Origin of the sequence: Parabacteroides goldsteinii DSM 19448 = WAL 12034 (assembly GCF_000969835.1) — a bacterium.
In the GTDB taxonomy this organism is placed as follows: domain Bacteria; phylum Bacteroidota; class Bacteroidia; order Bacteroidales; family Tannerellaceae; genus Parabacteroides; species Parabacteroides goldsteinii.
Map to the genome: position 1 here is coordinate 591,123 of NZ_KQ033913.1, position 21,194 is coordinate 612,316.

Sequence of the window (21,194 nt, forward strand, 5' to 3'; positions counted from 1 at the left end):
TCTTTAAAAAAATAACTTTATTGTACCTATTCCTGATGGTTCTGAAGCTATATGTAATGTTTTGTCCATGAAATCAGATAAGTTATATATTAATATTTACATATTGTAGTTGTCCGGTAGGCATGCTTTGCTGGTCATTCTCTTGTTTGTCAAGCAGTAAAACTAATATCGAGGAACATCTTTTATCTCCTCGTAATAGTTTTCGATGCCGATTTTCCGTATTTTTTCGTTGATGGAGATGAAACGTTTTTGCAAATGTTCGTCGAACCCGGTTTGTTCGCAGGGGAAAGAGGTACATTGAAAACAAAAATCGACACCCTTCTCACGGAAACAATCCCTGACATGGCAACTTTTGAACAGGGCACATGCCTGTTCGCGGCAACCGTTGCATTTGGCTTCCGAGAAATAATGCAGCATCATTTTGAAACTCTGGTAGTTTTCGAAGACTGGTTCGTCGAGCATGGTGACGAAGCGTTGGGCATAAACATCGAAGTTACCCAGGCTTTTGATGAGTTCGGTGCTGTGTTTCTGTATGTTGCCACCGTTGAAGGCAAAGCAACCCCCGCAGTGAAGTCCGCAAGGGGCGATGTGTTTCTTTATGATCTCGTTAGGTTGCATATGCGTTTATTTTAATCCTTTCTTGAAAAGTATCATCGACAAGGCATCCTTCACCTGTTCTTTTTCGGTGATGACAACGCTCATAGGGATGAGTTTACCACTGGGTTTCGCCCGGTAGAATTCCTCTTTGATGCTTTCCGTAATTTCCATGTCGGCGATACGGTCCAGATGCTTTTCGGTAAAGTAGGAGGTGGTCCTGAAGTAGTTCTGGTAGACAACCAGCCACGCGAGGTTTTTCTTCTTCGACAGGACTTTGCACAACCAAGCTTTCCCGTCGTTGTAATAGTTCCATTCGAGTGTCAGGCCGGCGGCTTCAGCCGATGCGCTGAACGCTTCGAATGCAGGGAAACTAGCCTCCAGAACGTCAGCAAGGACTTCATTTGTGGGGAAGATGTTTTTGTCTTTTAAAATAGGAAGTTCCATAATGTTGTGTATTTCGGTGTGAAAAATAAAGTTTATTTTGTAGGTATATCTTACAAATCAAAGAGTCAATACCTTTTCTCCGTTTTTGAGATATTCGGTTAGCGGAGCTCCCATATATCTGACGGTAACTCCCAGTTTCTCGATTACAGGTTTCACTCCGAACCTTTCGCAGCAGTCCTGGCAGGCTTCGACGGTGACACCTGTTTGAAGCATTTCCAGAATTTCCGTTTGAACCTGTGTGTCCTGGGCGGCTAACTTTACGGAAGCTCCCCAAAGAATCACATTCACTTCCTGCCACCAGCCTCTCTTTTTGGAGTTGAGGGTGTACATGGCTAACATATTGAATATGGTGTCTTTATTGTCGGTTGTCCAGAGAATGTTTAATTTGTCGTTCATGGTAAGATGATTTATTATAGGCTTATCCCTGTTCGCAAATGTATATAAAAGAAATAGAACTAAATATTACTTGATGGATAATCTCTGTTTTTTATTAGAGTTATTTCTGAATATTGGAAAAATGTTTTGATATTTGGAAAATAGTGGGTAGCTTTGTCGCAAAGAAGTAATCATGAGAATAATCACATTTGCTACTCTGAGGGAATATTCTAAGAAGCATGCTGACGCAGATGTTCCTTTGAGAGATTGGTACAAAAAGACGGAAAAGAGTGACTGGTCATGCCTGGCAGATATAAAGCAAACGTTCAATAGTGTTGATTATGTGGGTAATGACAGGTTTGTTTTCAATATTAAGGGCAATGAGTATAGATTGGTTGCGATAATCTTGTTTGCCGCCAGGAAGGTTTTCATCCGCTTTATCGGCACACATAAAGAATACGATAAAATAGATTGTTCCAAAATTTAGGATTTTGTATTCGTGAGACACACGTATAAACTGTAAGTAAATTATGGCAAAGATAAAAGATAAAAAACAGTACGATGCGGCCTGTGCAAGAATTGAAGAATTGCTGAAAGTTGTAAGTAATAACACTCCTACGGATGACAAGAATTACCTTGAGTTGGATTTGCTGTCTGATTTAGTTGCTGATTATGAAGAAGAACATTTTCCTGTGGAAACTCCGTTGCTGGTGGACGTTCTTAAACTTCGTATGTATGAAATGAATCTTACTCAAACTAAGCTCTCGGAACTGTTGAGCGTGAGTCCTTCCCGGGTTAGTGAGTATCTTTCCGGTAAATGCGAACCTACGTTGAAAGTTGCCAGAGACATAAGCCGGAAGCTGAATATTGATGCTAATATTGTTTTGGGGGTATAGCTTTTATTATAAGTGTGGAAATAAAATCAGTATTGTAGTTAATTATTCTCCCCCTCCTGACATACTGTTGTCACCTCCGCCCCATACCTTTGCCCCATAGTTCGAGTATAAACATTAAAAAGCTACGAAGATGGAATTAAAATTGTATTATTTAGGAGAGGTTTCCGGGATGACGAAAGAGCAGGTGGAAGAAGCCGAAAAGTTTATCAAGGGATTTGAATACGGCATCGTCGCCACCTGCAATGCCGAGACAGGCCCGCGTCTTTCGGCCTTGAACAACCTGGCTGGACAAACATTGCAGCAACTCCATTTCGCGACAGAAGCCACCACGCAGAAATTAGCGAACCTCCGTCAGGATCCGCGCTGCGAAGTGATGTACGCCACGCTGGAAGGTGGCCAGATGCAGATTGCGGGTAAGGCCGAGATTGTCACCGACGTGGAACTGAAGCGCGAACTTTGGCAAGACTGGATGAACGAATACTCCCCCGAAGGCCCTACCGGCGACGGCATTTGCATCATCCGCCTGATCCCCCAATCAATCCGGGTGATGATTTGCTAATCGTTCGACAGATACCCGGAAAGTTGATATCTTTGTAAAAAAATCAACTGAAGAAACACGTACAATGAACCGTCTGGAACGAATATCCGCTATCCTGGTCAAGCTGCAATCCCGCCCTGTTGTCACGGCAAGCGAGATTGCAGAGCAGTTCGGAGTAAGTCTCCGGACGGTCTATCGCGACATACGTGCGCTTGAAGAGTCCGGCATCCCTGTCGGTGGCGAGGCCGGGGTAGGGTATTCGCTGGTGGACGGTTTCAAGTTGCCGCCCCTGATGTTCAATACCGAGGAGGCTCTCTCTTTCCTGGTGGCGGAGAAACTTGTCAGCCATCAGACCGACGGCGATACCTACGGACTGTTCCGCAGTGGCATGGATAAGATACGTGCAGTACTGAAAACAGCCGAAAAAGATATCCTTCACCATTTCGACCAGTACATCCGGATTTCGGGGAGTTACAGCGCACCGCCTGCCATCCCCGGAAATGTCCTTCAGCCGCTTCTGAAAGGCTTGTTGAATAAGAAGCAATTACTGATGACCTACCGTGCCGGCTATAACCACCAGGTCACCGAACGGACGGTCGAGCCTCAGGGCATGTTTTTCTCGAGAGGCATCTGGTATGTCCTCGCCTGGTGCAAGTTGAGGAGGGATTACCGTACTTTCCACCTGGGAAGGATTGTCCATCTATCTTTGACCGAAAACGATTTTGAGGAAGCACATCCTCCGCTGAACGAACTGATAGAACAAGTCTATTATTCCGAAGTCGATATCGAGGTGAAACTTCGTGTCCACCGCGATGTCGCACGCGATACGGAAGTCTCCAAGTACACTTACGGACTTTACGACGAGCAACCCGACGGAGAGTATTACCTCCAGAAATACCAGACCTATTCGCTCGCTGGTATCTCTCCATTGCCGACCGCTCCGAGATTATCGGGCCGCCCGAACTCAAAACGGTCGTCAGGGAGTTGATTGCGAAAATCAAGCTGTAACGCCGTCCTTCCGGCGATTTACTGCCCGGCAGTCTGCCGGTTCGTCAGTATCTCGTCCATGTTTCCGACCGCCCAGTTTACAAGGGCCTCGATATGTGGCATCAGAGTTGTGCCCAGTTCCGTGAGGCAGTATTCCACGCGGGGCGGCACTTCGGGGTATACTTTGCGGTGCACCAGGCCGTCGGCCTCCAAAGTCCGGAGCGTGACGGTCAGCATCCGCTGTGAAATATCGTCGATGGTCTTGTGAATGTCGCTGAAACGCATCGTGCCGTTCACGCTCAAAGTAGTCAGGACAAGCATCGACCATTTGTCGCCCAGCCGGCTGAGCACGTCCCTTACCGGACAATTTCCTGTGGGGTGAAAATTTTTCATTTTTTTCCTTTTTCTATCAAGCTGAAATTCAATAATAGTTACCTCTGTGTAAGTAGCTTATCCCGGAGTGCGTTCTTGTTTGTTTCGCACGGAACGTCTACATTTGCTGCACAAAGGTAATAAACTTACGAAAGGTAACTATTGTTTCACTTAATAATTACAATTATGTCAAAAAGAGTAGCAGTTTTAGCAGTAAATCCGGTAAACGGATCAGGTTTGTTCCAGTATCTGGAAGCATTTTTTGAAAATGGAATTTCTTATAAGGTATTTGCTGTTGCCGAAACGACAGAGATTAAGACTAATTCGGGTATTAAGCTGACGGTGGACGATGTGGTAGCCAACCTGAAAGGGCATGAGGACGAGTTCGACGCTTTAGTGTTCGGTTGCGGGGATGCCGTTCCTGTGTTCAGCGAAAACGCCGGAAAGCAGTACAACCAGGATATGCTGGCTGTCATCAAAGCCTTTGGTGATAAAGGAAAGATGATGATAGGCCATTGTGCAGCTGCGTTGATGTTTGAAATTGCAGGTGTTGCGAAAGGCAAGAAAGTAGCCGTACATCCGCTGGCAAAACCTGCCATCCAATCCGGACTGGCCACCGACGAAAAATCTGAAATAGACGGAAACTTCTACACCGCCCAGTGCGAAAATGCCATCTGGACGATGCTGCCGAAGGTGGTTGAGGCACTGAAATAAGAATAGTTTTTATATTGTCCCTCAATTTGGGGGACAATTCTGTTTCTTTCCGAACCGAAACCCTCTTTCCGCAATATACACCCCGCTCAGGATAAACACTGAACCGATCAGGGCAACGACCGTGATAATTTCATCAATCACGATGGCCGAAGTGATCAGCGTCACCAACGGAACGATATAGATATAATTTGCCGTACGGAACGGCCCCAGCTCTTTTACCGCCGTGTTCCACATGATGTAGCAAAGCATCGATGCTATCACTCCCAGAAACAGCAGGTTAGCTGCCACTACCGGGTTGAGGAGAATAGTGGTATTTGTATTCAACGGATGAATCAGAAACATCGGCGTTAGCGTGACAAGCCCGTAGAAAAACACTTTCCGCGTAATCAGCAATGTCGGATAACGGTTCCCCATCTGTTTCAGTATCAGGCAGTAAAACGCCCACATCAATGCGGCAATTAGCGTAAGCATATCTCCCAGCGGATTGATTTTCAGCAGGAAACTACCATTGAACACCACAAACGCTACGCCGATCAAGGCCATGACCGAGCCATATATCAGGTTTGGCTTTATCTTTTCCTGCCGATAGAAAAGCAACGAAAGAAATGCCGTCAGGATAGGAGCTGTACAGATAATCAGCGACACATTCGAGGCCAGCGTGATGCCTAAAGCCGTGTTTTCAGTAATAAAATAGATTGATCCCCCACAAAGTCCGGCGGCAACGAACATAAGCTCGTCTTTCTTACTCCGGGCAAACAACACCTTCGGCGAGATAAACCAGATACATATATAAGCCAGCGCGAAACGGTAAAAGAGGATGTCGACCGGCGAAAGCCCGTGGTGGATCAGTACTTTTGTCGATACAAATGTAGTACCCCAGATAATAACCGTTATGATCGCGATCAGGTGATACCAGTAAGTCAGATTTGTTTTTGCCATGTTGTCGGTAAATTTCTATTAATAATTCAGGAAAATCGTACTGCAAATATATGTATTTAGTAAATCAGTTCTGATGATTTGTTGAAAATAAGGAATTATTCCTATATTTGGAGTGAATACAGGACGTTGTATGTTTTAGGAATAACTTTGATAACGAAAATAGGAAAAAATACTATGGCTTTACTGGATCAGATTGATATTAAGATTTTACAAGCGTTGCAGAATAATGCAAAAGTGAACATGAAAGAGTTGTCGGCGGAACTGAATATCTCGAAAACTCCTGTTTACGAACGGGTGAAGCGGCTGGAGGAAGAGGGGTATATCAGGAATTATGTTGCGCTGGTGGATAATAAGAAGGTAGGACTTCCGCTGGTGGTCTTCTGCAACGTTTCGCTGGCGGTGCACAACGATGAGCATATCCAACGTTTCAAAGCAGAGATACAAGAGATTGATGAGGTGATGGAATGTTATTCGATCGGCGGCATCTACGATTTTTTTCTAAAGGTAGTTGTTAAAGACCTGGCCGCATACGACCAGTTTGTCTTTAACAAACTAACCAAAGTAAATGGCATCGTAAAGATGCAGAGTTCCTTCGTGTTGAACGAGATTAAGCATACGACCGCCCTGAAGGTTGTGCCGGGGGAGTGACATTGATAATTTGCTGTTTTTACCAAGAAAAGAGTTTGAATAGAATCCATGATAGCATAACTATGGCTATGATAGCAGCTAAAGCAAATAGTTTTATTCGTGAAATGTAGATTTGTTCGTTTCTTTCACGTTCTTTCAATTGTTGGTTGATCTTTTCATATTCTTCGACACTGATGTCTGGGATATGGGAAGAATATTTGGTACGCATATCTTTTCCCTTCCCGCGAAGCTGGCTGAGCTTTTCGCGATCTTCCTTATTTCTTCGTATCATATCGAAAACATGGCCGGCAAAACTCATAAGCTTATAATTAGGGATGAATATTCAACTGTATAACAAAGAACGGAAAAAAATAGCTCAAGACCATAAATGTTATGCAAATTATTGTGTATTTATTCGTAATTGACAAAATGTAATAGAATATACTACTTGTTAAGCATAAAGACTTTATTATTCGATTATTTGTGACGAGTGCGCTGGTTTAAATCTATCTTACAGAATGCTTGTGGATACAAAAATTAACAGCTGCTTCCCGATAAATGCTTTTTCATTTCGTTTTAAAGGAATTTGAACTTCGTTTAAAACGAACAAAAAACTTGTTTAAAACGAAATGGAGGTTTGTTTTAAATAGGATAATGGTTAATAAGTGTTTAATTGAGTCTTTCTGGAAGTCATTTTATACTAAAATCGTATGTTGAATAACATTTTTATTTTCTGTAGCATAGTAAATAAGCATTGCAAATAGATTGACAAATTTGCTTCGTATGGGAGATCTTATTGCTTGAGTGATTCGTTCTATTCTTTTTTAGTCTTATAATGTCACTTTATTGGGCTTTATCTGAATGAAGTGTTATTTGTTAAGTCGCGGACAGTTGCATGAAAAAAGACAGGTATTGATTAGTCTACGTACAGCCCCTTTAAGAATGGGGTGAATTGACAGTTTGCTAAATACGGGAAGGCTGTTAAGAGATGGCAAAGATACTGGCACAGGTCGCCGGGCAGTATGAATAAAACAAGTTAAACGCCTGATGTGTTACTTATATATACAGGTCTTTATCTGTAGGATGTAATTACTGTTTAATTATCTGATGATGATGAAAATGCGGCTTAGTCCTGCTTCTTATATAGTCTTTCTTGTTATGCTGTTTGTCTTTTCTGCGGATATGACGGCCTCTGTCTTACCACGGGTGGGCGAAGGTGATTCTCTTGTCCGAAAATCCATTTACCCTCCTTCTGCCACGCGCAAAAGCGATTTGTATAATAAGCTGTGGGGCGAGCATTACCGCACACTTTATTCTCTCCCTATTACCGTTCCCGCCGTTACCTTGCAATCGCTGTGGGGAGGGGTGAAGGTGGTTGAACAGGCTGCCGATTTTCAAGGATTATTGCTTGAAAACAACCAGCAACAACTCTGTCTTTTGAAACCGTTAGGCGGATATACCACATTTATCGAGTCGAAATTCTTCCAGGAAGTCTATAACAAGAAGGTATTTAAAAATACTTACCTGGATCAGTTTATCGGGGATGCCTATACGATAATCAATCCCTATACCTTTATTTCCGCCGATTATCTGGCACGCTCGTCGGGGTTGAGTTCAAACAATTCGCGGATATTTTACCTGCCGGAACATTCGACCCGCGATACGGTTGCCAACGGGACGTCTATCGAAAATAAGCTGGTTAGCGTTATTGATGTACCGGATTTCAATACCCGTCCGAATATTCTCCTGACGGAAGAATTGTTGGATACCATACAGGCCAACAAGAATTTTCAGGTAGATCAGGTGCTTTATATCCGTGAACGCCTGCTGGATATGCTGATAGGCGACTGGAATAAAATACCCGAAAACTGGAACTGGCTGGGCCGCTCCGAGGGAGACAGCATCCTCTATGCTCCGATAGTCATAGACCGTAACCACGCTTTTACGAAGGTAGACGGTGTTTTGTTCAAACAAATGCTCCGTGTGCTGGGATTGGGTTTCATCGTCAATTACGACGCTTCCCCGAAAAGTGTCTGGAAAGAGAATACGTTGGGCTTTGCTTTGGATATGGCGTTGACTTCCCAAAGCGACGTTTCCGTATGGACCGGACAGGCGCGATTTATCCGGCAGACGCTTACCGACTCTATCATCGACGAGGCTTTTTCAAGGCTTCCCAAAGGAATAGAAGACAAAGAAATTAAACGGATTACCCGGATAATAAAGGAAAGGCGGGAGAAGCTGGAGGTGATAGCAAAAAATTATTTTGCTTCGTTGCAACAAACTCCGGTGCTGACGGGAACCAACCGTTCAGACCGTTTCGTGATCGACCGCCATAACCCGGACAGTCTGTTCATACAGATGTACGACCAGCAGACCGGGCAACGGGTGTTCGACCGGAAATACAGCCGGAAAAAGACAAAAGAGATCTGGCTCTACGGCCTGGAGGGTGACGACCGTTTCGAAGTAAGTGGCAGGGCAAACAAGGAGGTGCCTGTTTTCCTGATTGCCGGGAAAGGAAAGAATACCTACCGGATGGAACCGGGTCACCACATACGTGTTTATGAATATGAGTCGGGGAAGGCAGCCCTCGATACCGTGCCCCATGTCAAAAAGGTATTTTCGGATATCCCTGAGATTCATCAGTACGATTATAATAAGATAAAGCATCATAAGATGTCTTTCACTCCCTGGGGAATTTACGACTCGGACAAGGGATTCAGTCTCGGAACCTTCTTTACCTATACGATGTATGGTTTCAAGCGTTCACCCTTTACCTACCAGCACCGTATCGGGTACAACTATATACAAGGCTTTGTCTATCAGGGAATTTTTCCGTCTTATGACGGGAAGAAATCGTTTAATATAGATGCAACGATCAGCTCGCGGAGGAACTTTTACAATTTCTTCGGCTTCGGAAACAATACGGACGGCTATAAGGATGCGAAGAAGAATTACAACCGCGTGCATATCCGCCAGTTCAAATTATCCCCTTCCTTCCATCTGGATTTCAGCGAAAAGGAGAGGTTGGTCGTGCAAGCCTCCTGGGAAATGTTTAAAGCCAAGGAGACCAACGACCGTTTCATTAACCAGTTTTATCCCGAGGATCATCGTATCTTCAAAACCAACCTGTTTATCGACCTCGGACTTTCCTTCCATACGGAAAAAGAGATCTGTTCCTTCATCCCAAAACTGGGAGGGACGCTTACCGGAGGTTGGAAGATGAACCTGAAAGATGCAAGCCGTAATTTCCCTTACGCCGAAGCATCGGTGGAACTGGATGTAAAAATAACCGACCGCCTTACCTGGGCTACGATGGTGAAAACCCAGCAGCTTTTCAATAATAAGTATGAGTTTTACCAAGCAGCATCCACCGAATTGCGCGGTTACAGGGACAACCGTTTCATCGGAAAGCAATCTTTTTACCAGTATTCGGACATCCGGCTGGATATGGGGAAGTTGAAGAATCCGTTTACCCCCCTGAAGTATGGTGTCTTTGCCGGGTTCGATTACGGGCGTGTCTGGTTTCCCGGCGAGCAATCCAAAAGATGGCATACGTCCTATGGTGGAGGTATCTGGCTGACGTTGATTAATAAGATTACGACGAAATATTCCTGCTTCGGTTCGACCGATAGTTTCCGTTTTATGTTTGAGTTGGGGTTGGGTTTCTGATCTTCCCGGATTGTTTTTCCGGAGATATGCCTAAACAAACCCATTTGCCGGTTGTTTATTAAATAGTACATAAAATTAAAACAACTTAGGTAATGGATGCTAATAGTGAAAAGAAAATCAAGGTTCTTCCCAACGGGCCTTATGAAGTGATCGGGGATATTCCCCTGAACCAATTGCGTTATGTAAACGACCGTAAAGGTGCTTCCACCGGTTATAAGGAAATACAGAAGTATGCTCCGGAAGGCGTATATCATCTGTGCCGTTGCGGCGGTTCGCATAACAAACCGTTCTGCGACGGGACGCATAAGAAAAACGGCTTTAAAGGAGATACGACCGCCAGCCATGACACATACGATGAAATGTCTGTCCTCTACGAAGGGAAGGTGATCGATATGCTGGACGCCGAAAGCCTTTGCGCCGTGGCCCGTTTCTGTGATACCCACGGTACGTCCTGGGAACAAGTGGAAGAGGGCGACTCGGCCGAAACGATTGAAATCGTGAAACAGCAATGCGCCAACTGTCCCAGCGGACGTCTCACTGCCGTCACGAAAGACGGAAAACGTATCGAACCGGAACTGCCCGAAGGCATCAGTATCCTTGAAGACGTGGCTCTCAGCGTTCACGGCCCTATCTGGGTGAAAGGCGGCATCCCGATAGAAGATGAACACGGACGGGTTTATCCTGTCCGCAATCGTGTCACTTTGTGCCGTTGCGGTTTGTCGCAGAATAAACCGTTCTGCGACGGAAAACACATGCGTAACCAGGGAGAACTGGACGATTAAAAAAATAGCTGCCGACGTTTTTCCGAAAAGGATACATGCTTTTTACCAAGAGGGTGCATGCTTTTCGGAAAAACGTTGGCAGCAATCTTTCGACCGATACCTACCGGTTAAATTTTTCCTTTGATAAACTGATTGCCGATCCAGTACGTTGCCTGTTCAGCCGTGAATTTCAGAATGCAATACTCCGGATCGTCCACCCCTTTGGGAAAGTGTTCATAGAACCAATCCACCCAGAGGGCTTTCTTTTCTTCCACATCGTTTACCACTTCGATTGTGCCGGTCAGCGTAACACTGTCGTGTCCTTCGTAAAAAGCGACTCCGGCTTTCGGGTTTTTGATAAAATCTTTTGTCTTCTCCGAGCTTGTTCCCGTTGAGAACCAGATCGTATCGATCCCTTCCGTTTTAATCTTCGACAGGACGACCGGACGCGGACAGCCCCGTTCGTCGATGGAGGCAAGGGTTAAGACTTCGCATTTATTTAGCAAATCGATTGCTTGTTGTTTGATTTTTTCCATGTTCTGATGTATTAATTTCGTTCGGCAAACATAAAGGAAACTTCCCGCTTCCTGTTGTAAAAAATCGACTTTCTTTATTCTATGTAAGTAAGCGGATCGTCTTCCGGTATCGGCAAAGCCATGAAAGCGGAGGGGTTACTCCCCGATAACTTCCTGAATTCCTTGATGAAATGGGACGGATCGTAATAGCCGCAGTCGATAGCCAATTGCTGCATATCTTCCCCCTTCATCTGTCTTAATACGCGGGTTGCATACCGGAACTTGGTGATTCTGCTGAACTCTTTGGGAGTATAGCCGGTGATGTGTTTGAACTTGCGCTCGAAATGCCGTTGGCCGATGTACAATTTGTCCGTCAATTGCTGTATGGGCAGCATCCCGTTTGCCCGGACGATCAGATCGGTAGCCCGGATGATCTGCGGGTCTACCGGCTGGAGTCCCGGCAGGTGGGCGATAAGATGTCTATCTATTATATGTATGCGTTCCTGTAAAGACTCCTTTTCGCACAACATTTCTGCAAAATGATCGTCGAACAGGACATTCAACTCGGATGCATTGACCCTCGTGTCGGTAAATTCGCCTAAAGGCATCCGGGCAAAAGCCGCCAGTCCGCAGGGGGAGAAGCGGACACCCATCATATGAAGGCGGGTAGAGCGGGTCACCAGCTCCGAGTAAACCCGCATCGGGCCGACAAAATAGAAACGGTAGGGTTGCATCAGCATCTCTCCGTTCAGGGGTTGCGACGGTTCCCCGATAGAAAAGATAAAGTCTGTGCAGCCGTCGGGTAGTATCTTATAGTGCATATCGTATTCGGTTTCACCCTTGAACTCCCAGTATTTGTCAATATAGGGGGCAAGCAGTTGGCATGGAGGATATTCCTGATACATAACGGTCTACACGGTTTTATAGGTTTCGCCGGATACTCAATCCTTTTTCCAGCGTTTTTTTCGGCATACCGCAACTTTGGCAATAAATAGGGTTCATACTCTTAAATTTATTTATAAGGTTCTTAAATTAGGACAAATATAGAATTATTTTTCAGATTTAAAATAATACCTTTGGAGACTTTAAATTTTATAGACCATGGTAAATAGAAGAAATTTCCTGAAAAGTGCTTCTTTTCTAACTCTTGGAGGGTTAGTAGCCGGAAAGGCAGAAGCGTTACAGGCAGCCACTCCCGTTCGTACGGAAACGACAGCCAAAAAAAGTATCGGTTTGCAGATTTATTCTTTAGGAGGCGAGTTAACTAAAGATGTTCCTGCCGGAATGAAACAACTTAAACAGATGGGTTATTCTACCCTTGAACTGGCAGGTTACAATAATGGCAAGATCAATGGTGTCGATATGATGGAATTCAAGAAGATGGCAGAAGATGCCGGATTGAAGATCACCAGTTCCCATGTGAATCCTCCGACAGGCGAGTACACGCCGGATACCCGCAATACAATTATGGAATATTGGAAAAAGACGGCAGACGATCATGCCAAGTTAGGTGTGAAATATCTGGTTCAGCCCGGACAACCACGCACCCGTAGTGTGGAAGAGGTTGCTTATGTTTGCGATGTATTCAATGAAGCTGGAAAGATTGTCAAAGCAGCTGGTATTCCGTTCGGTTATCATAATCATGATTTTGAGTTTGCCAAAGTAGTTCCGGGAGGTACGGGAGCTGTCTTTGGTCGCCATAATAAAGGCGAAAAAATCTATGATCTTTTTTTGAAAGATACGGATCCTGATCTGGTATTTTTCGAAATGGATGTGTACTGGACGGTGATCGGGCAGAATGATCCGGTGGAATATATGAAGAAATATCCGGATCGTATTAAACTGTTGCATATTAAAGATCGCGCCATTCTGGGACAATCCGGCTTCATGAACTTTGAAATGATTTTCAAACAGGCGTATCAGATTGGAGTGAAAGAATATTACGTGGAACTGGAAGGTATGCCGGATGGTCGTACCCAGTTTGCTGGGGTGAAAGGCTGTGCTGATTATCTGTTGAAAGCAAAGTTTGTAAAGTAAGTAAAGTCTTAATTATATATAAGGTACGCATGAAAGCCAGTCTGTTACAGGACTGGCTTTTTTGTCGGGATATAACTTCGGTCATCTGCCCGTTTGTTAAGGACTACCCGGCAGTCAGTGTCGTAAACCCTTTAGATGCTTCTCTTTTTATCATATTCCTTATTCGTATCACAGCTGTGAAACAGAAGAAATCCAATTGTGATACAAACGGAATCCATCTGTGAAACAAAAGGAACACAGTTGTGATATGCAATAGGTGTGTGGTGTGGAAAAATTCCCCATTTCCCCATTGATTCCCCACCACACTTCTGCGGTAGAGTAAAATTGGAAATGTCGTAAAATGATCTTTTATTATCTGACAACTAGTTTGTTAGTGATTGTTTTTCTATTCCTCGCTGTTTTTGGCACGTCATTTGCAGTGTAAGTAGGTGTTAGGGAAACAAACAAGTTTCCCTCTATGAATATGATGATGAAGTTTAGAATTTAGAATAAGTGTAAGTATCTATCTCCCGATATTGTTTTCTAATATGTATTAGATTAGCAAAAACTTATCGATTGATAAAAGCCGTTCCGCCTGAGAAGGTAGAACGGCTTCTTTTATTTTATAGTTGCAGGGAGTTGGATAACTTTTCAAGCCATGCAGGCAGCATGTTCAGATGGTTGATGCGCTCTTCTATATAAGAAGGGGCGAACAGGTTTATTTGTAAATCCTTGCATTTCTCCCGCAGGTTGTCTTCTACCGGGTAATAACTGGCTAAAACGGCTAAAGAAATATCTCCGCCATATGTTTCGCGCACCGCATCAATCTTATAAATATCATTTTGGGTGACTTGTCCTGATTTACATTCGATAAAGATTAGTTTCTGTTGGTTGTTCAGCAGTACATCTACTTCATTCTTTGTCCTTGGATTGTTTCCCTCTGTCTGAAACAGGACGCTTTGCCATACCTCAGGGCTGTTGGGACGTTTTTGGCTCCATGATCTGACTTTGTGTGCTACCAGTGTTTCCCACCAGCGTCCTTTGAAAAACAGCATGCAGGCGTTCGGTGTCGTTAGCCTGAGCAACACACGGTTCTGTTGGGCAACAAGAAAAGTACCTTGCCTCTGTTTGAAACGTAGTCCGTTTTTAAAAACACGTGATGCCGGAAGGCGTGACAGCTCCCTGTTACAGAAGATGTTGAAGAACTTCTGTATCATGGTGTGCTCTTTCGGATATTGTTCGATGAACTGTTTGATCAGGCCGGAAGCCTGCACGTCGGTATCACTCAGGTGTTTGGCGTCCTGATATTCTGTCAGGATATTTCCGCTCAGTCCCAGTATCTCCTTGTTATCCAGTTGGCTTTTCATCGGGTATTTCTCAAAGCTGTCCAGTCGAATCAGTTCGCCTAATTGTGACAGGTAAAAAGCTGGGACGCTGTATTCTTTTGCGATGGTGAAAGCTGCGAATGCCATTACTTTGGTACCTTCCGACAGGTTGTAGGCAAATTCGGCGGAAGGATACGTTTGGTGTATTTTGCGGCAAACGTTACGGACATGTTCTCCGTCGTATGGTTCGGTCCGGTATAATGTCCGGCGAATACCGTCGGGAAGGAGCGGAAATAGGGGAGCTGCCACCTCTTTTGTCTCATTCGTGCAAAGCAAATGCACATGGTCGGGGCCGAATTCTTTGATTCCGTGATAAACGGAGGTTATATCTTTGCCAAGTAATATGATCTGATGTTTCATGTTTTAAATCATGTATTAATTAAGGTTCTAAATGTAGTATTAATTTCGATATAATTCATATCTTCGTTGCCTAATCAATCGCTGTATATATAGCAAATGGAAATTTTTATTATTATCGGCCTTATCTTGTTGAACGGAATTTTGTCTATGTCTGAAATTGCTCTGGTGTCTGCCCGCAAGGCCCGGCTGGAACTGGATGCAAAAAGAGGTAATAAATCAGCGCAAACAGCCTTGAAGCTGGCTGGAGAACCCGACCGGTTTTTATCAACTATCCAGATCGGAATTACGCTAATCGGTATCCTGACCGGTTTGTATTCAGGAGAGGCGTTTGCCTATAACCTGGCAGAAGTGGTGCGTCATGTGCCTGTGCTGGAGCCTTATGCACTCGGAGTATCTAAAACAATAATCGTTATAATTGTGACTTACCTGACTTTGATTATGGGTGAACTTGTTCCGAAGCGTATCGGTATGGGGTATGCCGAACGGGTTTCGATGTTGGTCGCTAAACCGATGTACTTTTTATCGAAGCTGGCTTTGCCTTTTGTCTGGTTGTTGTCGAAAAGCACTTCCCTTGTTATAAAAATTACCGGAATTAAAGCAAACGAAGAAAATAAAGTAACGGAAGAGGAGATCAAGGCAATCGTCAAAGAAGGCTTTGACGGAGGTGAAGTGCAGGAAGTGGAACAGGATATCGTAGAACGTGTGTTCAACCTGGGAGACCGAAATGTCGGTTCGATCATGACACACCGGAGCGATCTGGTATGGCTGGATGTCACCGACAGTATCGAGAAGATCCGTGAAAAGGTACAGGAAAATCTGTTTAATATATATCCGGTAGCTTCCGAGAAGTTTGATAATATCAAAGGTGTTGTTTATCTGAAAGACCTGTTCGGCCGGATTGACGAACCAGATTTTTCGTTGGAAGAGGTGATACGCCCCGCCCAATACCTTCCCGAGAACCAGAGTGTGTATAATGCTTTGGAGCAGTTTAAGGAAGCACGTGTTAAATATGGTATTGTTACGGATGAATTTGGAGGAATCCAGGGTATTGTAACATTGAAAGATATTATGGAAGGGTTGATCGGACAGGTTCCGGAAGTGGGAGAGGAGGCCGAGATCGTGCAGCGTGCCGATGGTTCCTGGTTGGTCGACGGACAGTATAACTTCTATGACTTTCTGGAATATTTCGATATGGAAGATCTGTATGCCGAACATGATTATAATACATTGAGTGGTCTGATCCTGGAAATTCTTGAACGCGTTCCGAAGACCGGTGAGACGCTGACCTGGCTGACCTTTGAATTTGAAATCGTAGATATGGACGGTGCACGTATCGACAAGGTGCTGGTGAAGAAGATCGATTGATAATCTTTGTGCGAAGATTAAATAGTGGAAGGATTCAATACCTATATAGATCTGCTGGATTGTTCCGGACTAACAGACTTCTTCTATAAGAAGGGAGAAAAACGTATTCTCAAAAGAAAAGAGTTTTTTCTTCGTCAGAATGATAGTTCACTTTATGCAGGCTATGTTGAAAAAGGGGCCTTCCGCCTCACTCGTATTGGCGACAATGGTAAAGAGGCGGTGGTTGGATATTCGTTTGAGAAAGAATTTATTTGCGACTATTCCTCTTTTCTTAAAAGAACAACCTCTGTCGTTAATATTCAGGCTACAACAGAGAGTGTTGTATATGTCGTTTCGTTATCTGATTATTTGGAATATTTAAATACAGGACCAGAGGAACAACGTTTTAGGCATAAAGCAGCTGAGGCTTTGTTTGAAATGGTATATATGAGGTTGTTAGAAAGTTATTGCGACACTCCCGAGCAACGTTATGTCAAGTTAATGCAGCGTTGTCCCAACCTGAAAGAGAAGGTTCCGCTAAAAGAAATTGCTTCTTTTCTGGGTGTAACCCCTGAAACCGTAAGCCATATACGAAAAAAACTGTCATACCCGGAAAAGTCTTGAAGCAATTCAAGGCTTTTCTTGTTTATAATACCTAATATTGCATCTTCGAGGATGAGGAAATCAAATGATCTGTGGAGATGAAGACTTTAAATTACCTGTTGATACTTATAGCGATAGCTGCTATTGCTGTTAGTTTTATCGTTATTGAAACTGATAACAAACTGATAGCTTTATCGACAGCATCCGTTTGTATAGCTGCTTTATTCGATAGAGGAATATATCGTATTCCCTTCTTGATAGTGGCCTTAATGTTATTAGCTGCGAGTTCTATGCATGCAGGTTATGCAATTTGATGAATATGGTTAATGGGTTGACTGTAATATTGTTAGTGCTGCTCTTGGATATAGCTGTGATCTGGAGTGTAATTCATTCTGTCCGGCAGCAGAAGTATAAATTGTTGTATATCCTGATTATCCTTCTTATTCCTATATTGGGAGTTGCAATTTATTATTTAATTAAAAAGTAGTATTAATATGAAAGCATCTAAACTTATTATGTTGCTCTTTGCATTGCATTGTATATTATATTGTAACGCACAAACGATAGAAAGAGAAAATGGCTGGTATTATATAATGGAAGGGAGGAAAGACAGTATCTCAAAAGAATCAATTATAACAGTCAAAGATTTTGCCTTTCTAAGATTGGATTCTTTCTCATACTCGGATAATAGAATGATGTATATGATTGTTGGGACTATAAACCAATCCCTAGTGAGTCGATGGGCAGACGCTACGGAAAGATCTATCGGCAAACGAATTTGTTTTGTTTTTGACAATAAAGTGATCACAGACCCGCAGGTAAATGCACGGATAGAAAGTGGTGCTTTCTCCATCTCTACTTATAAAGGGTATGATCTGAAAACTATGTTTCGGCGAATCAGGGAAGAAATGGATGTAGAAGAGGAAAGAATTCACTGTTTGGAAAAAGGCGACTTAACCGATAGCCTTGGATATAAGAAACTGGAAAGAGCTTTATTTGAGGAATTACAAAAGCCTAACTTTAGTAGTTGTGCCGAAGATTATATGAAATCTGAAGCATATCTGAATTATAAGACTTTCATTGGTAAAAATCCGGACTATATTGAGAGGCTGTTTCAAAGTTTTCTGTTCAAAAGTAGTCCTCAAGGATTGTATGGTTATTTGATAGACGACATAATAAAAGAGAAATATCCCGATGCTCCAAGTATCAGAGGGAATTTTAGAGAAGGGACAGGCAGCAAGGATTATGATATACTGACCTTAGAAGATTATCAAAAAACAATCCGGAAATTAATGGATATTGAGAGAAGCAAGAACAAAAGCGAGCTAGCCCGTTAGGGTTTCAGCCGGACCGGCAGAACTCTTATGCGAAGCTGGTTTGAAAAGCTCCCTTCTTTTGTAATCAAAATAAGGGACTTTTGTATTCAAAACATATATGTTTTAATGACGAAACATATATGCTTTGAAAAAGCCTTCAGTATAGTTTTTTTCCCCTTACAATTCTTTGATCTTATGGAGCACCTCCATTTTTCCGAAGAGGATCAGCTTGTCATTGGCTTCCAGCACCAGATCATCGGTCAGTGGGTCGACCACATAGTATTCTGTTTGTTTCAATCCGATCAGGTTTCGTACTTCTTTGGCTCGTTCTACTCCGACCAGGCGGATACCGAAGTTCGTTTGGAAGTCGATCGTCTTTAGCGTCTGTCCGACTAAAGCTCCCGGTGTCTTTATTTTATACAAATGATGTGTTTCCGTTACCTGATACCAACGCTGGAACAGGTCGCCCAGCAAACTCTGGGAGGCATAGGTTGCTGCATAATCCTGTTCCGGACGAATGATTTCCGATACACCGATCGAGCGGATCACCGTTTCATGAATGGGAGAGATCGAACGGACGATCAACCTGCTTGCATCCAGGCTCTTCAATAAGGCGACAGTCTGTACCGACGTTCCGAAATTCTTGCCATAAGTAACGAAGATGGCATCCATTTCGCTCAACGGCAGTGTATTTAGTGCATCCCTGTCAGTCGTATCGAGGCTGACGGAGCCGGAGATCGTTTGTTTTACGGCCTCCACTTTATGCAGGTTCAGGTCGACTCCTATCACTTCATCGCCGATACGGGTGAGATTTTCCGCGATGGCGCGTCCCAGATTTCCTAATCCTATAACCAGAAATTTCATAAGGCATTACATATTACATTAATATATTTTCCTGGGGATATGTGTAATCCCTCTTTTTGTACTCTCTCATAAAGCTGACCATGAATGTCAGTACCCCGATACGTCCGATTAACATCGTACAAATGATAATCAACTTTCCGGCCATGGAAAGCATAGGGGTGAAGTTCAGACTCGATCCCACCGTACTCAAAGCCGAAACAACTTCGAATGTAAGTGTAAACACCGGTGTCCCTTCTTCCGTATAAGACAATATCCAGACAGCCAGCGAGGCAAAGATAAAATAGAAGACAATCGTTGCGAAAGCCCGGCGGATAGTGGCGGGAGATATCTCGCGTTTACGAACTTCAACCTTTTCCTTTTCACGGGAAACATTCAATGCTGTGGCAATAGCTACAAAAACGGTCGTTACTTTTAAACCGCCACCGGTCGACATCGGAGCCGCCCCGATAACCATCAGGATAAGGGTCAGCATCAGCGTTACCGGACGAAGCGCATCCATATTTGCCACGGTGAAACCGGCCGTTCGGGGTGTCACGGCACCGAGCAGCGAATCAGCCAGCTTCCCTTTCAGAGGCAGGTCGGCCAATGTATTATTCATTTCAAAGAGGAAATAAAAGAACATGCCTCCGACGATCAGGACCAGCGTACTTATTACTACTATATATGTATGGATATTGATGATACGGGGTGTATGGATATAATGTTTCTGTTGTCCGATAGCTATCATAAAAGTGTTAACGATGAAATGCCTTAGCAGTTTCAGATAATTGAAAACGATCGGGAATCCCAGGCCACCGAAGATAATTAACAGGGAAATCCATACATGTAGATTGTAGTTATGGGCCACTATCGGATCACACATATTACCGCTCAGTGTGGAAATACCGGCATTACAGAAGGCGGAAACCGCATGGAAGATAGCAAAGAAGATGTTATCCTGCGTAGTGGCTCCCGGCAACACGCCTCTGATATCCATATATATAAAGTAGGCCCCGATTCCTTCGATAAAGAAAGTAACGAACAGAATATTCAGGATAACGCGGAACAACCCACCGATACGGTCTTCGTTCAGCATATCTTTTAGAACCAGTTTGCTGGTGAAAGAAGAATGCCCCATGAAAGAAAGGGCAAAGAAACTGGTAAAAGTCATTACTCCGATTCCGCCGATTTGTATCAGGATCATAATGATAACGTGCCCGATATGTGTAAAAGTAGTCGCTACGTCAACCGTAGTCAGTCCCGTTACACAGACAGAAGTCGTTGCCGTGAACAGCGCATCGACAAAATGGATCGGGCGGGTTGTCGCGTTCGGCAGCATCAGCAATCCGGCTCCGATCAGGATCACAAAAATGAAACTCAGTAGGAACAGCAGTGACGGCTTGATACGTGTTTGCATAAGCGTGAAAGTCTGCCGTGACAGATGGATCATACTGAGCAATAGCATCAGCGTATAGACAAACAACGGCTTCGACAGGAAATCGAGGTATGGCAGTGACTGCTGAATCACCTCTCTGAAAAATACCTTTGCCGACAAAACGGCAAACAGCAGGAAGTAAATGCCGATATCCAGATATAAGAGCTTTTCCTGTATGATCTCACCGAACCGGACGATATAGCGGAGCGTGATACCGATAAAAAATGCCAGTAAAATATAAATCCGGCTCAGATATAAATGGTGTATGGTTTCGCTTGTCTGCTGGAACCCGAACTGGTAGATCAGTACGAATAAGGAAGCGATAGATGCCAGAAGAATGAGGCCTTCCGCGAATATATTCAGGATGCCTTTCATGTTCGCCCAGTACATCCGGCATGTGAACTGTATATGTTTTATGTCCATTTTCAAGTATAATCTGTGGCAAAAGTATTAATAAA

26 protein-coding genes are annotated in these 21,194 nt (G+C 43.8%); 15 read left to right on the plus strand and 11 right to left on the minus strand.

The features are described from left to right. Window positions 1–162 precede the first annotated feature (162 nt). Genes HMPREF1535_RS15460 through HMPREF1535_RS15470 form a run of 3 tightly spaced genes read right to left on the minus strand, consistent with a single transcriptional unit; the run spans window position 163 to window position 1,437 of the window. Window positions 163–618: a DUF3795 domain-containing protein gene (locus tag HMPREF1535_RS15460; protein WP_007653094.1), complete on the minus strand. Its 456-nt coding sequence runs from the start codon at window positions 616–618 to the stop codon at window positions 163–165. A 6-nt stretch (window positions 619–624) separates the two neighbouring features. Beyond that, window positions 625–1,041: a DUF3788 family protein gene (locus tag HMPREF1535_RS15465; protein ID WP_007653096.1), complete on the minus strand. Its 417-nt coding sequence runs from the start codon at window positions 1,039–1,041 to the stop codon at window positions 625–627. Between the two features lie 57 nt (window positions 1,042–1,098). After that, on the minus strand, window positions 1,099–1,437 hold the full coding sequence (locus tag HMPREF1535_RS15470; RefSeq protein ID WP_007653099.1) for a DsrE family protein: 339 nt from the start codon (window positions 1,435–1,437) through the stop codon (window positions 1,099–1,101). Window positions 1,438–1,609: 172 nt separating this feature from the next. Between HMPREF1535_RS15470 and HMPREF1535_RS15475 the strand changes: the two genes are divergently transcribed. From HMPREF1535_RS15475 to HMPREF1535_RS15490, 4 genes are all read left to right on the plus strand, one after another. Next, on the plus strand, window positions 1,610–1,903 hold the full coding sequence (locus tag HMPREF1535_RS15475) for a type II toxin-antitoxin system HigB family toxin (protein ID WP_007653100.1): 294 nt from the start codon (window positions 1,610–1,612) through the stop codon (window positions 1,901–1,903). Window positions 1,904–1,946: 43 nt separating this feature from the next. Further along, window positions 1,947–2,312, plus strand: coding sequence for a helix-turn-helix domain-containing protein (locus HMPREF1535_RS15480; RefSeq protein WP_007653102.1), 366 nt, complete (start codon window positions 1,947–1,949; stop codon window positions 2,310–2,312). A 130-nt stretch (window positions 2,313–2,442) separates the two neighbouring features. Next, complete coding sequence (locus HMPREF1535_RS15485) at window positions 2,443–2,871, plus strand: pyridoxamine 5'-phosphate oxidase family protein (protein WP_007653105.1); 429 nt, start codon at window positions 2,443–2,445, stop codon at window positions 2,869–2,871. A gap of 64 nt (window positions 2,872–2,935) precedes the next feature. Further along, window positions 2,936–3,838, plus strand: coding sequence for a helix-turn-helix transcriptional regulator (locus tag HMPREF1535_RS15490; RefSeq protein WP_244275640.1), 903 nt, complete (start codon window positions 2,936–2,938; stop codon window positions 3,836–3,838). A gap of 38 nt (window positions 3,839–3,876) precedes the next feature. Here HMPREF1535_RS15490 and HMPREF1535_RS15495 read toward each other — a convergent pair whose 3' ends face one another. After that, window positions 3,877–4,230 carry a winged helix-turn-helix transcriptional regulator gene (locus HMPREF1535_RS15495; RefSeq protein ID WP_007653108.1) on the minus strand — a complete coding sequence of 118 codons (354 nt, stop codon included), beginning with the start codon at window positions 4,228–4,230 and terminating at the stop codon, window positions 3,877–3,879. Window positions 4,231–4,395: 165 nt separating this feature from the next. Between HMPREF1535_RS15495 and HMPREF1535_RS15500 the strand changes: the two genes are divergently transcribed. Then, a complete protein-coding gene (locus tag HMPREF1535_RS15500; protein ID WP_007653110.1) occupies window positions 4,396–4,923 on the plus strand; it encodes a DJ-1/PfpI family protein in 528 nt (175 codons plus the stop codon). Window positions 4,924–4,944: 21 nt separating this feature from the next. On the opposite strand, the gene HMPREF1535_RS15505 is transcribed toward HMPREF1535_RS15500, so the two are convergent. Further along, window positions 4,945–5,862: a DMT family transporter gene (locus HMPREF1535_RS15505; RefSeq protein WP_007653112.1), complete on the minus strand. Its 918-nt coding sequence runs from the start codon at window positions 5,860–5,862 to the stop codon at window positions 4,945–4,947. A gap of 174 nt (window positions 5,863–6,036) precedes the next feature. On the opposite strand from HMPREF1535_RS15505, the gene HMPREF1535_RS15510 reads away from it, so the two are divergent. Next, entirely contained in the window at window positions 6,037–6,510 is a 474-nt protein-coding gene (locus HMPREF1535_RS15510; protein WP_007653114.1) for an Lrp/AsnC family transcriptional regulator, read from the plus strand. A gap of 19 nt (window positions 6,511–6,529) precedes the next feature. Here the strand turns inward: HMPREF1535_RS15510 and HMPREF1535_RS15515 are convergent, their stop codons facing one another. Further along, the gene (locus HMPREF1535_RS15515) at window positions 6,530–6,808 is read right to left on the minus strand and encodes a hypothetical protein (protein ID WP_007653115.1); all 279 of its coding nucleotides are present in this window, start codon (window positions 6,806–6,808) and stop codon (window positions 6,530–6,532) included. Window positions 6,809–7,596: 788 nt separating this feature from the next. On the opposite strand from HMPREF1535_RS15515, the gene HMPREF1535_RS15520 reads away from it, so the two are divergent. Further along, on the plus strand, window positions 7,597–10,158 hold the full coding sequence (locus HMPREF1535_RS15520; RefSeq protein ID WP_232312433.1) for a hypothetical protein: 2,562 nt from the start codon (window positions 7,597–7,599) through the stop codon (window positions 10,156–10,158). A gap of 92 nt (window positions 10,159–10,250) precedes the next feature. Further along, the gene (locus HMPREF1535_RS15525; protein WP_007653120.1) at window positions 10,251–10,940 is read left to right on the plus strand and encodes a CDGSH iron-sulfur domain-containing protein; all 690 of its coding nucleotides are present in this window, start codon (window positions 10,251–10,253) and stop codon (window positions 10,938–10,940) included. Between the two features lie 107 nt (window positions 10,941–11,047). Here HMPREF1535_RS15525 and HMPREF1535_RS15530 read toward each other — a convergent pair whose 3' ends face one another. Together HMPREF1535_RS15530 and HMPREF1535_RS15535 are read right to left on the minus strand one after the other, a co-directional pair. Next, a complete protein-coding gene (locus HMPREF1535_RS15530; RefSeq protein ID WP_007653123.1) occupies window positions 11,048–11,455 on the minus strand; it encodes a pyridoxamine 5'-phosphate oxidase family protein in 408 nt (135 codons plus the stop codon). 74 nt (window positions 11,456–11,529) lie between these two features. Then, the gene (locus HMPREF1535_RS15535) at window positions 11,530–12,339 is read right to left on the minus strand and encodes an AraC family transcriptional regulator (protein ID WP_007653125.1); all 810 of its coding nucleotides are present in this window, start codon (window positions 12,337–12,339) and stop codon (window positions 11,530–11,532) included. A 196-nt stretch (window positions 12,340–12,535) separates the two neighbouring features. Between HMPREF1535_RS15535 and HMPREF1535_RS15540 the strand changes: the two genes are divergently transcribed. Together HMPREF1535_RS15540 and HMPREF1535_RS15545 are read left to right on the plus strand one after the other, a co-directional pair. Next, window positions 12,536–13,471 carry a sugar phosphate isomerase/epimerase family protein gene (locus HMPREF1535_RS15540; protein ID WP_007653129.1) on the plus strand — a complete coding sequence of 312 codons (936 nt, stop codon included), beginning with the start codon at window positions 12,536–12,538 and terminating at the stop codon, window positions 13,469–13,471. Window positions 13,472–13,500: 29 nt separating this feature from the next. Beyond that, window positions 13,501–13,695 (plus strand): hypothetical protein, encoded by a 195-nt coding sequence (locus tag HMPREF1535_RS15545; RefSeq protein WP_007653130.1) that lies wholly within the window; start codon window positions 13,501–13,503, stop codon window positions 13,693–13,695. A 378-nt stretch (window positions 13,696–14,073) separates the two neighbouring features. On the opposite strand, the gene HMPREF1535_RS15550 is transcribed toward HMPREF1535_RS15545, so the two are convergent. Further along, on the minus strand, window positions 14,074–15,195 hold the full coding sequence (locus tag HMPREF1535_RS15550) for a Card1-like endonuclease domain-containing protein (protein ID WP_007653131.1): 1,122 nt from the start codon (window positions 15,193–15,195) through the stop codon (window positions 14,074–14,076). A 96-nt stretch (window positions 15,196–15,291) separates the two neighbouring features. On the opposite strand from HMPREF1535_RS15550, the gene HMPREF1535_RS15555 reads away from it, so the two are divergent. The 5 genes from HMPREF1535_RS15555 to HMPREF1535_RS15570 all read left to right on the plus strand — a co-directional run bounded on the left by HMPREF1535_RS15555 (window position 15,292) and on the right by HMPREF1535_RS15570 (window position 18,479). Further along, window positions 15,292–16,560, plus strand: coding sequence for a hemolysin family protein (locus tag HMPREF1535_RS15555; protein WP_007653132.1), 1,269 nt, complete (start codon window positions 15,292–15,294; stop codon window positions 16,558–16,560). A gap of 24 nt (window positions 16,561–16,584) precedes the next feature. Continuing rightward, complete coding sequence (locus tag HMPREF1535_RS15560; protein WP_007653139.1) at window positions 16,585–17,163, plus strand: Crp/Fnr family transcriptional regulator; 579 nt, start codon at window positions 16,585–16,587, stop codon at window positions 17,161–17,163. A 77-nt stretch (window positions 17,164–17,240) separates the two neighbouring features. Then, on the plus strand, window positions 17,241–17,456 hold the full coding sequence (locus HMPREF1535_RS15565; RefSeq protein ID WP_007653141.1) for a hypothetical protein: 216 nt from the start codon (window positions 17,241–17,243) through the stop codon (window positions 17,454–17,456). A gap of 5 nt (window positions 17,457–17,461) precedes the next feature. Further along, a complete protein-coding gene (locus HMPREF1535_RS25440; protein ID WP_224265813.1) occupies window positions 17,462–17,629 on the plus strand; it encodes a PLDc N-terminal domain-containing protein in 168 nt (55 codons plus the stop codon). 7 nt (window positions 17,630–17,636) lie between these two features. Next, window positions 17,637–18,479 (plus strand): SecDF P1 head subdomain-containing protein, encoded by an 843-nt coding sequence (locus tag HMPREF1535_RS15570; RefSeq protein WP_046146776.1) that lies wholly within the window; start codon window positions 17,637–17,639, stop codon window positions 18,477–18,479. 156 nt (window positions 18,480–18,635) lie between these two features. On the opposite strand, the gene HMPREF1535_RS15575 is transcribed toward HMPREF1535_RS15570, so the two are convergent. Further along, on the minus strand, window positions 18,636–19,322 hold the full coding sequence (locus tag HMPREF1535_RS15575) for a potassium channel family protein (protein ID WP_007653146.1): 687 nt from the start codon (window positions 19,320–19,322) through the stop codon (window positions 18,636–18,638). 13 nt (window positions 19,323–19,335) lie between these two features. Then, on the minus strand, window positions 19,336–21,159 hold the full coding sequence (locus tag HMPREF1535_RS15580; RefSeq protein WP_007653148.1) for a TrkH family potassium uptake protein: 1,824 nt from the start codon (window positions 21,157–21,159) through the stop codon (window positions 19,336–19,338). Between the last annotated feature and the right edge of the window lie 35 nt (window positions 21,160–21,194).